The 10600-nt window shown below is 48.0% G+C and carries 9 protein-coding genes; 1 reads left to right on the forward strand and 8 read right to left on the reverse strand.

From position 1 onward, the window contains the following. Positions 1 to 69: 69 nt before the first annotated feature. The 5 genes from queA to MA2_RS08525 all read right to left on the reverse strand — a co-directional run bounded on the left by queA (position 70) and on the right by MA2_RS08525 (position 6378). A complete protein-coding gene (queA, locus tag MA2_RS08505) occupies positions 70 to 1197 on the reverse strand; it encodes a tRNA preQ1(34) S-adenosylmethionine ribosyltransferase-isomerase QueA (RefSeq protein ID WP_067058848.1) in 1128 nt (375 codons plus the stop codon). Positions 1198 to 1209: 12 nt separating this feature from the next. Beyond that, on the reverse strand, positions 1210 to 1791 hold the full coding sequence (locus MA2_RS08510) for an acyl-CoA thioesterase (protein WP_067058850.1): 582 nt from the start codon (positions 1789 to 1791) through the stop codon (positions 1210 to 1212). 58 nt (positions 1792 to 1849) lie between these two features. Beyond that, entirely contained in the window at positions 1850 to 3043 is a 1194-nt protein-coding gene (queG, locus tag MA2_RS08515) for a tRNA epoxyqueuosine(34) reductase QueG (protein ID WP_255246914.1), read from the reverse strand. Positions 3044 to 3433: 390 nt separating this feature from the next. After that, entirely contained in the window at positions 3434 to 4837 is a 1404-nt protein-coding gene (locus MA2_RS08520; protein WP_067058852.1) for a glycerophosphodiester phosphodiesterase family protein, read from the reverse strand. Positions 4838 to 4992: 155 nt separating this feature from the next. Further along, the gene (locus tag MA2_RS08525; RefSeq protein WP_067058854.1) at positions 4993 to 6378 is read right to left on the reverse strand and encodes a deoxyguanosinetriphosphate triphosphohydrolase; all 1386 of its coding nucleotides are present in this window, start codon (positions 6376 to 6378) and stop codon (positions 4993 to 4995) included. 309 nt (positions 6379 to 6687) lie between these two features. On the opposite strand from MA2_RS08525, the gene MA2_RS08530 reads away from it, so the two are divergent. Further along, positions 6688 to 7005 carry a hypothetical protein gene (locus MA2_RS08530; protein WP_067058856.1) on the forward strand — a complete coding sequence of 106 codons (318 nt, stop codon included), beginning with the start codon at positions 6688 to 6690 and terminating at the stop codon, positions 7003 to 7005. Between the two features lie 62 nt (positions 7006 to 7067). Here MA2_RS08530 and rsmD read toward each other — a convergent pair whose 3' ends face one another. The 3 genes from rsmD to MA2_RS11230 form a co-directional block, all read right to left on the reverse strand. Next, a complete protein-coding gene (rsmD, locus tag MA2_RS08535; protein ID WP_067058858.1) occupies positions 7068 to 7712 on the reverse strand; it encodes a 16S rRNA (guanine(966)-N(2))-methyltransferase RsmD in 645 nt (214 codons plus the stop codon). Positions 7713 to 7715: 3 nt separating this feature from the next. Then, positions 7716 to 9716: a penicillin-binding protein 2 gene (mrdA, locus tag MA2_RS08540; protein WP_245945378.1), complete on the reverse strand. Its 2001-nt coding sequence runs from the start codon at positions 9714 to 9716 to the stop codon at positions 7716 to 7718. A 534-nt stretch (positions 9717 to 10250) separates the two neighbouring features. Beyond that, the coding region (locus tag MA2_RS11230; protein ID WP_067058860.1) for a hypothetical protein at positions 10251 to 10600 on the reverse strand (350 nt) is incomplete at its 5' end.

The following is a 10600-nucleotide window of genomic DNA, read 5'->3' on the forward strand; positions in this document are numbered from 1 at the left end:
GCACTTGCATAGCGATGATACAAAGCAAACGCTATTTTTTAAGGAATGATGACAGATCCATCCAATAATTTATTGAGTATCGGCTTGATCAATCAACATGGCATCGCCATAGCTAAAGAACCGATAATGCGCGTCAATGGCGTGCTGATACGCCGCCAACATGCGCTCACGCCCTGCCAATGCTGACACCAACATCAATAGCGTGGATTTGGGCAAATGAAAATTAGTAATCAAGCGGTCAATCACACCAAAGCGATACGGCGGATAAATAAAAATATCGGTATCACCTGCCCACGCCTGTAGCTGCAAGGGCGCGTTTTGATCTTGTGTAGGTTGGGTATGGCGGTAGGCGGTTTCTAATACGCGCGTTACGGTCGTGCCAACAGCAATCACCCGTCCGCCTGCAGCTTTGGTGGTATTGATCAATGCGGCGGTATCGGCAGGTAATTCGGCATACTCGCTATGCATTTGGTGTTGGCTGATATCGTTGGTTTTGACGGGAGCAAACGTGCCTGCACCAACGTGCAAAGTCACAAACGCGCGTTGAACGCCTTGGTCGGCAAGCTGTTGTAGCAAGGCTTCGTCAAAGTGCAGGCTTGCGGTTGGCGCGGCGACGCTGGCGGTTTTGTTGGGGTCATGAAACACGGTTTGGTAGCGCGTGTCATCCTCGGCTTCTGCCATACGCTCAAAATATGGCGGTATCGGTAAGCTGCCATAAGCCGCCAACAACGGTGCAATCGGTTGGGCAAAATCAAGCACAAACAAATTTGCCTCACGCCCCATCACTGTAACGCGAATATGCCCCTCAGCAAGCTCAAGGGTTTGCCCTGCTTTGGGTGCACGACTGGCACGCACATGACACAGCGCACGATATTGTGGCGGATTGTGGGACAAATCGGGCGATAAAATGCGCTCAACCAACACCTCGACCGCGCCGCCGCTTGCCTTTTGTCCAAACAAACGTGCATTCATGACCTTGGTATCATTGAGTACCAACAAATCCCCTGCCGACAGCAGCGCAGGCAAATCGGTAAAATGTTGGTCATGCAACGTACCATCTGCTGCCACGTGCAGCAAGCGCGATGCACTGCGCTGCGCCAATGGGTGCCTTGCAATCAGCGCGTCAGGCAAGATATAATCAAAATCATCCAGCGTCCATGTGGGCGATGGGGCAGACGATGTTGTTGGTAAAGTCATACCGCGCTTACCTTAGTGCTTATTTTGTTGCTGATCTTGCTGATCACTGACTGGCTCAGGATACGGGCGCAATTTATCTGCCTCAATCCACGCCTGCACCCATGCTTCAGGTGGCATTTCAAGACCGCTTAGCCCGATGGCATCAAGCACCTTGTCGGTGGCAATCACCTTACCTGTGGCAAAGTTGGTCACACCTGCGCGAATTAAGGCCATAGATGTGGCATGACCTTTGACCCACATGGTTTGTTCAATATAAATCCAACGCGCATCAATACCAACCAGGCGCGTCTTGATGGTGATAGGATCATGCCAACGCACGCGCTTACGGTATTGGATGCTACTACCTGCCACCACCACGCCCCAACCGTGACGCAAGAGCTTTTTACCCAAACCTGTGCGGATAGTCAGATCTGTGCGTCCCAAATCAAACAGTGTCAAAATGCGCCCATTGTTCATCTCAAAAAAATTGTCGATATCGGTGACACTGGCGCGAAAATGAATCTCGCTGGTGTCGGTGAGCTTGAGGCGTTGCCCTTTGACGGCTTGCACCAGGCCATTGACGATGGTTTGACCAAAACGAATATACGGGTACATAGTTATTCCTAATTGTTGTCATGCGTGAGGTTGGCGGTGCTAACCGCTGGTGCGGCAATCAAGGCGCGTTTAAATCGGGTGTTATTGTAGCACAGCTTGGCGTATTTTGCCGCTGCTTGCGCGTCTGCTCAGCCAGCGCCCAATCGACATGCCGCTGGGTATTGGCGTTTAAACTGTCGCGTTTGGCGCGTAACGCGGTGACGATGGTAGGGTCAAACGGGGCGTTACCCAATGCCACCGCCACATTGCGCATAAAATTGGCATAGCCTGTACGCCGCAGCGCACTGCCTTCGGTATGACGCAAAAACGCTGCCTCATCCCATGCCCACAGCGTCAGCAAACCCACATCATCAAGCCCGTGGCGCGGCGCAAAATCTGCCACCTGCGCCCGTTTGGCAAATTTATTCCACGGGCAAATCAACTGGCAGTCATCACAGCCAAACACGCGGTTGCCCATGAGCGGACGCAAAGGCGGAGGAATCTCGCCATCAAGCTCAATCGTTAAATATGAAATACACAACCGCGCATCAACGGTATAAGGCGCGACAATCGCCTGTGTTGGACAAATCGCCATGCATGCCGAACAACTGCCACAATGTGCCCCGACAGGCGCGTCAGGCGGTAGTGGCAAACTGGTAAACAGCTCACCTAAGACAAAAAACGAACCGCCTGCCCGATGAATCAACAACGTGTGCTTACCTGTCCAGCCCAAGCCTGCTTGCTCCGCTAAGGCGCGTTCAAAAATCGGCGCAGAATCACTAAACGGGCGATAAATAAAACCCTCGGCAAGTGTCGGGTAATGTGTCGCCAAATGCTGACGCAAACGCTCAGCTAAGGTTTTAAGCCGTCCGCGCATGGTTTTGTGGTAATCACGCCCACGGGCATAGCGCGCGATAATGCCGTGATTGGGTAGGGCATTGTCGGTCACAGCACGCGGTGTGGGAGCGTCGGTCAGATAATCCATGCGCACGCTGATAATGCTTTGAGTGCCCATCACCAGTTGCGCAGGATTGGCGCGTTTGTCGTGGTGGTCTTGTAAAAAGTGCAGCTCGCCATGATAGCCATTTGCCAAATAGGTTTGTAGTGCCGCCAACTGTTTGGCAAAAACTGGGTTGTCAGGGTGCACCACGCCACAGTCGGCAAAGCCTAAGTCCGCTGCTTGTGCCTTAATCCATGTTTTAAGCGCGTGTAAGCCAACATCATGGGCAGGGCTTAGATCATTTACGGGAATGGCGTTGGTTGAAATTGGCATGGCGAACGATGTATGGCTCATCAAAATAGTAAAAAAATTTGACGGATATTATTTCACACGTCAGTAAATTTTTAAAATCATCATGAGCACTTATCTTAGCGTGCGTAATTTTCCACCTATAATCTTGGATTTAGGTGGAGAGATAAGCGACTTTTGCCTAATCACGGCGTTCTTGGTATTCGATAGATAATCTGGTGCAGGTTTTCATTGAAAGTAAGCCAAATGTTTTACAAATTTCTCGATCCAACGCTCAAGTAAACCTATCTTTGAGCTAACCGATAAGTTATAATCAAAGCTTATAAATACAGTTAGATTTGCACCACAAAATTCATGCCAAAAAATCCTGCTAGAAATCTAGCAGGATTTTTAAATGTTTTGATTAAAATAAATTTATAGTCCGTTGCAATTGGCATAATACGTTGTGGTGGCGGGCCAATCTGAGAAAATGCCTTTGACCCCCACGTCTTTTGCCAAGACATCAACCAAATTATAAAGATCACCGTCATTGTTGGTGATGTCATTGATGCCTGTATAGTACCAACCACCACCTGTTGCTAGTGGGCCTGAGCGTTCAATCGTCCATGCAATCATACCCAAACCTTGTGCTTTGGCTTGCTTGGCAAACTCGCTGGCGGCAACTTTGCCGTTATTGTTGGTAACCATCAAGAAAGTGGCAGGTGCAAGGTTTTGGATGCCCATATTTTTTAGCTCTGCCATGTTGTATTTCCAAGTGGCAGGGTTTTGTGATGAAAACGTCATGCCATCTTTGGTGAAATTGCTGTCATCGACCAAAAATACCGCTGTCTTGGCATAATCGGGATTATGCGCAATCCAATATTTCATATCATCAATATTAAAGGTCTGTACGATGGTTTGCTCAGGGGTATAACCTGCTTCGCGCACCGTGTCAATCAGCTGTTTGCGGTAGTCATCATAGGTGTAGCCATTGTGTGGCATGGCGACGGTCGGCTCTTTGAGCTCTGGGGTGACCTTGACGTTCATTTGCTTAAACAGTTGCAAGGCTTCTTTGAGTGACAGCAACGTCCCTGTTTGACTGTATAAGTCGGTGCGGAAGGTTGGCGTGCCTGCTAAATATTCGGCAACGGTGGTGGCATTTTTGTTCGCGCCATCTTGTTTGGCTTTTAGGGTTTTAAACTCTGCCAGTGTGATATCAGAGGTTAGGCATTTAGCGGATGCAGGTGTGAGTAGTTTGCCTTGGGCATCGAAGGTTGCAGGTTTAAAGTTTTGCGTGCACTTAGCTGCCAGTGGGGTTGCCAAAATGTTGGTGGTGGTGTGCAAATCTGCGTCTGAGTGACGACAAACCAATTCGTGGTCTTTGGTAAAAGCAACGTCACATTCTTGCACGCCTGCGCCCATTTGGTTGGCGGCCAGATAGGCTTCTTTGCTGTGCTCAGGAAATTGTAGCGTTGCACCACGGTGAGCAATAGAAAATTCAGTGCGTTTTGGCGTTTGGTTACCACAGCTTTGCAATTGGTTTTTAAGCGCGCCATTGTCCATGTCATCGATCAAATAAAATGGACGTACGCCATAAGTCACGGCTGGGGTGGCTAGGGTGTTGGCAGGCGTAGCGGTAGGGCTGGGTTGATGATCGGTGGTCGTGTTGTTGTTTGCTGTGGTATTGGCGTTATTGGTTGGGGTGGAGGCAGTGCTTGTGGTCGGTGCAACAGGTGTGATGATGGTATCGCCGTCATCGTCATTACAGCCTGTCAGGGCAAGCGTGGCAAGACTTAAAATCAGCAGTGTTTTTTTGGTTCGTATACTTTTTGCAAGCATCAGCGGCTTCCTTGTGGTAGGTTTAAGTTTAAGGAACGTTTAAAAACAAAAACTAACGTGCGCGTATTAAACTTAAATTTTATGAAGCTTTGATGAATCTTGAACAAAAATTTTAATTGTTGTGCCAAACTGTCTATGCCTTGCCATAGCGTTTGTTATACTGCTACCGCATTTCCCGTCAATGCCTGCGCCATATGGTACGCCTCATGGTCATTCATACCCGTAATCATATCCAAAATACACAGCGCGTTTTGGTACACATCATCACCCAATGCGCGTTCAAGTTCTGCCAACTGGCTGTTGAGCAGTTGTAACAAACGCAACTGCTCAAACGATGTTACTTGCGTTTCGGCATTCGCACCAAGGGTAGCAAGCGGCATAAACGCATCTAGCAGCGTATGCAAGCAGCGATTTGCCACAATCTCAAGCTGCATCTTGCTGGGATGCTGAAAAATCCGCTCACGTGCTAGCTGTTTTGCCTCGTTGATACTTTGGCGCACATTATTAGGGCAATGGTCAAACAAACTGCCCTTAAGCTCACCTGCCAATAGCGCGTCTTGATGGGCGGCAAACGCATCGGTGATTTTTTCCACCAAACGCCGTACCGCACGTCCGCGCAAGGCTGCTAGTTTTTGCTTGACGGGCGCGCCGTGTTTGACCTCAGGCGGTACGCCAAGCCGCTTGCCCACCAAGCGCAGCAGCAGCGGCTCAACCTCGGCATACTCTAGCATACCAAGCAAAATTCCGTCTTCCAAATCAATCAGCGCGTAGCAAATATCATCCGCTGCCTCAAGCAAATACGCCAGTGGATGACGCGCATAGCCGTATGGTGTTTTGACCAAATGCAGCACATCGGCCAACTGCACCAAATAGTCCGCTTCACTGGCAAAACAGCCAAACTTGCGCACCGTCAGCGGTGTGGTTAAGCGGTCGGTTGCATTGATGGGTGTGGACAAATACGGATACTTCATAAACGCACCCAGCGTTGCCGCCGTCAAGCGCATACCGCCTGCATCTGGGTGATGTTCATTGCGCGTTAAAAGTCGAAACCCTTGCGCGTTGCCTTCATAGCCCACCAAATCAAGCCGCTGTGTGGGGGTTAATTGCGCCAAAAAATCCGCTTGCTTGGGCTGACAAAACCAATCGCGAATAGCATACTCGCCTGCATGCCCAAACGGCGGATTGCCGATATCATGCGCCAAGCATGCCGCCTGCACAATTACGCCGATATCCGCGCCGCTGATATTGGCAGGCAAGTGTTCACTGATTTTTTCCGCTGCCAACATGCCAAGCGAACGCCCCACACACGACACCTCAAGCGAATGGGTCAAGCGCGTATGAATCCCTTGCTGTTGGTTGAGTGGGTGGACTTGGGTTTTTTGGTTGAGCTGACGAAATGACTGCGAAAACACCAAACGATCATAGTCTTTATGAAACGCGGTGCGCGTCGGTGGGTGGGGTTTACGGCGACTATCTTGCCAAATACTGTGTGAAGACAACAGATGTTGCCAACGCTTGCGCGCGCTTGGAGGGTTTTTCATCAAATTTATATTTGCCAGAGCTATGTTTATGTATCGTGGTTATTTCATAAATTTATGGCATATTTGTTTTTGTGATAAAAGTAAAAAAAGTTTGCTTGTGTTATAATTGAGTAACATAAGCACGTTATTATGTGAAGATACAAATATACAATAAAAAAGGGTTTGGTTACCAATCACATAAGGTTGCTTATCAAATCAGTTGTTTTTAAAAAGCTGTGATCAATCAGCGCGTTATTGAACTTGGTTTCAAAAATTGGTTTTGTAACATTGATTTTAAAATTTGGGTTCTAAAATTTTAGGAGCGTTCTGATGTCATCTTGCACCTCTCAAGCGAAATCTGGCGCACCCGATTTTGCGCCACGCCCTCGCATTACCATTCACCGTTTTGCTGCCATTTTGCTGGTTACATTGGCATTTGCTTTGGCGTTCGTGTTTGGCATTAGCCAGTTTTTGTCCGCCAATCAATGGCTGAGCCAACAACGTCTTGGTACTACGTGGCGCAACGCTTGCCATGTCATGATGGATCAATCGCGTTTGACTGCCGCCAATACGCGCACTTATGTGACAGCTGCAAATACGACACAAAATAACCATTTGGATTTGACGCGGCACTGTTTGATGGGTTAAGGTAAATGACCTATTGATCTATTAAAAAGGCGATGGGTATGAATCAATCGCCTGTCGTATGCTTATAACGCCGTGCCTTTGATCTGATACAACCCAGCAAACACCTGCCCCATTTTTTTGTATTTTAGCACTTGCAGCTCTGCTAAGGCAGGCGCAAGACTTGGCTGCTGTGGGCGGTCGCTTTCGATATACAGCCAGCTATCAGCATTGATCAGTGCATTGTCCAACAATAGCCTAAGCAGCGGCTGCCACAAGTCTAGACGATACGGTGGATCAAGAAATACACCACCAAACGCTGGCACTGCTTGCGTTGCTATATCCGCCAAGGCATGTTCAGCGGTGCTGGGCAATAATGTCAAATGCGTATCGCTGATAGCAAGCTGCTGCTGGCTGGCAACAAGTTGGCTAAACTGTGCTCGATTGGGCTCAATCATCGTCACGTGGCGCGCGCCGCGTGATAACGCCTCAAAGCCAAGCACGCCACTGCCTGCACAGCAATCAAGCACCGATACGCCCACGATAGCGTCTTGTAGCCAGTTAAACAACGTCTCGCGCACGCGGTCAGGCGTTGGGCGTAAACCATCGCCATCAACAAAACCGATCTGCCGCCGCCGATAGTCACCCCCGATGATGCGCACATGGCTGACCGCTTGGCGGTTGACGGTGCGTGGGCTAGCTGAACGCGATGGACGATGATGGGCTGACATGGTTTAATCTCCACTGGCATCGGCTGAGGTAGCGGCTGCCTGCTGTTGCTTGTTGCGCGTCGCTGTTAAGGTTGGCGCAGGCGTAGAGGCTGTGGTGCTAGCAGCTTGGGCTTGCTGTTCTGCTAGTTGCTCGGCTTGTTGCTCGGCTTGTAATTTGGCGGCTAGCTTCTCCGCGCGGATTTTTGCTAATTCGTCAGGCTTAGGCGGTAAAATCGGGTTTTTTTGTCGCTCAAGTAACCAGTAGTCGGTCATTTCACGCGCAATTGGCGCGACCGAACCGCCATGCCGTCCGTTTTCGACCAATACTGCGATGGCAATCTGTGGGTTTTCAACGGGGGCAAAGCTTTCAAACCAGCCATGATCCCAATGGCGCTGATCCAGTGCGGCCTCGTTGTAGCGTTTACCCTGTGCGATGGACTTGACTTGCGCTGTACCTGTTTTGCCACCCATGCGATATTCTTTGGTGTAGACGCGCCGCGCGGTGCCGTGTTTGACGGTGTCCTCCATTGCCAGCTGCATACGCGTCCAATCTTGTGGTGAGCCGTTGTATTCAATACGGCTATCAGGGCGGTTGGCAATCGGGTAGGCAACCGCGCCTGTGGTTTTGCGTAGTAAGTGGGGGGTAAGGTGCTGCCCACCGTTGGCTAGCATGGCGGTGGCGTTGGCAATTTGTAGTGGGGTGGCGATAAAATAGCCTTGCCCGATGCTGACCGAGATCGTCTCACCCGGTGACCACGGTTTTTTGTAAGTGTCCATTTTCCACTGCGAAGAAGGGTATACGCCAGCTTTTTCACCCGGTAAGTCAATCCCCGTTTTTTTGCCAAAATTAAACCGCGTCATCCAGTCGTGCAATTTATCAATACCGAGCTGATAACTGGTTTTATAGTAATACGTATCGACCGATTCGGTGATGGATTTGTGCAAATTGACCGTGCCATGCCCCGATTTTTTCCAATCGCGAAAGCGGTGGCTGTCGCCTGGAATGCTAAAATAACCAGGGTCAAAAATCGTGCTATCCCACGTCATGATTTTATAATGCAAAAATCCCATACCCTCAAATGGCTTGATTGTCGAGCCTGGAGGATACAAACCTTGCAGTGCGCGGTTGTACAGTGGTTGGTCGGGGTCATCGCGCAGGGCTTTGTAGTCCTTGCTGCTAATGCCCGTGACAAACGGGTTGGGGTCGTAGCTTGGGTTACTGACAAAAGCTAATACTTCACCTGTTTGTGGGTTAATCGCAATCACCGCACCGCGCCGCCCATCAAGCAAGTCATGGGCTTTTTTTTGCAAGCCATAATCTATGCTTAAATACAAGTCATTGCCTGCCACAGGCGGCTTGGTGTCAAGCTTGCGAATCACGTCGCCATAGGCATTGGTTTCGATAGATTGATAACCAGGTTTGCCCAGTAACAGATCTTCGTACTGTTTTTCGATGCCCGTTTTGCCGATCAAATCCGTGCCTGCGTACAGTTGTTTGTCAAGTTTCTTGCTGTCCGCGTCGCTGATACGCCCAACATAGCCGATGACATGGGCAAATAAATCATCATACGGATAGGCGCGCGTCAGCTTACTTTGGATGCTAACGCCGCGAAAAAACGGGCGGCGTTCGCTAAACTGTGCCACCTGCTGCTCACTTAAGCCGATTTTGATGGTGACAGGTTGGTTACGGCTTTTTTTGAGTGCTTTTTTGGCTTCCTCGATATCCTCAGGCGTTAATGCAAAAATCGGTGCCAGTAGCTGCAGCGTGCGCTCAGGATCATCGATTTCATCAGGGCTGATGACGGCCGTAAATACGGGCTGATTTTCTGCCAATAAAATACCGTTGCGATCATAAATCGCGCCACGACTGGGCGGTGCAGAAATCAGCTTGATACGGTTGTTATCAGCTTGGGTGACGTATTGTTCATGGTTTACGATCTGCAAAAACGCATAGCGCGCAATCAATACTGACAATCCCAACAAAATCAACAATGCCGCCACCCACACGCGGCGTTTAAACACCACGGTGTCGCGTTGGCTGTCGCTGGCAAACGGATTTTTTTTAAACGTCGCGGTTTGAAAATTAAACGCGGCTTGGTCAAAGGTGGATTTTTTAAATGGGATTTTCACAACGCAAACTTTTTGCTACAGATTGTCAAGGTGATTTTTGATGAAATTAAATAAGTATAAAATTAAATATTGCAAAATCAAGCAGTTATATCATACTTGATTGGACTTAAAAGTACTGTAGTATAACACAATTTGGTGAGTGATTTGAAAAACGCTTGGCATAAAATCACATCATTTTGGTTGGTAGGTAAGCTGCTAAAATATAAAAGGTTTGGATGAGTAACAATTGGATTTGTGGTTAAATATTGTCAAAATCTTAACAATACTCCGCTAACATCTCTAATTTATTCTTATAAATCAATATGTTACGAGCTAAAAGCAAAAGACGAATTTTTAAGATGTAACTTGTTGATATAATTAGAGTTTTTTGGATAAAAAAATTTAATTTTAAAATATGTTAGCGAAGTATTGAGTTAAATAGAAGGATATTTAATCTGCAAATTCCCAAACTATAGCAATTTCAGAGCCTAAAATTTCTTCCAGTTTTTTCTTCATTGCAGGGCGAATTCTAGTTGATGAATCAATTTCTGAATCCCATTCTTCATCATCATTTGACAAAAACCAAAACTCATTTGTACCAGAGAAGTTACCAGCAGTCATTATAAAAGGGCTTTGAATAATTAAATCCTCATCTTCCCCCTCAACATGTGAAATTTTATAATTTGGTGTTTTAATTACACAAGGTTCAAAATCACACTCAGTTATATTACTTTTGAACAATTCGAAAGCTTCATCTTTTTGTTCTTGGGTTACTTGATGATTTTCATCTTTAACATAAA

It is taken from the genome of Moraxella atlantae NBRC 14588 (assembly GCF_001591265.1).
GTDB lineage: Bacteria > Pseudomonadota > Gammaproteobacteria > Pseudomonadales > Moraxellaceae > Faucicola > Faucicola atlantae.

What these genes read in the sequence shown, in the direction of transcription:
- queA (WP_067058848.1), bottom strand. Translation starts at nt 1,197, where the DNA reads ATGACTTTACCAACAACATCGTCTGCCCCATCGCCCACATGGACGCTG.
- MA2_RS08510 (WP_067058850.1), bottom strand. Translation starts at nt 1,791, where the DNA reads ATGTACCCGTATATTCGTTTTGGTCAAACCATCGTCAATGGCCTGGTG.
- queG (WP_255246914.1), bottom strand. Translation starts at nt 3,043, where the DNA reads ATGCCAATTTCAACCAACGCCATTCCCGTAAATGATCTAAGCCCTGCC.
- MA2_RS08520 (WP_067058852.1), bottom strand. Translation starts at nt 4,837, where the DNA reads ATGCTTGCAAAAAGTATACGAACCAAAAAAACACTGCTGATTTTAAGT.
- MA2_RS08525 (WP_067058854.1), bottom strand. Translation starts at nt 6,378, where the DNA reads ATGAAAAACCCTCCAAGCGCGCGCAAGCGTTGGCAACATCTGTTGTCT.
- MA2_RS08530 (WP_067058856.1), top strand. Translation starts at nt 6,688, where the DNA reads ATGTCATCTTGCACCTCTCAAGCGAAATCTGGCGCACCCGATTTTGCG.
- rsmD (WP_067058858.1), bottom strand. Translation starts at nt 7,712, where the DNA reads ATGTCAGCCCATCATCGTCCATCGCGTTCAGCTAGCCCACGCACCGTC.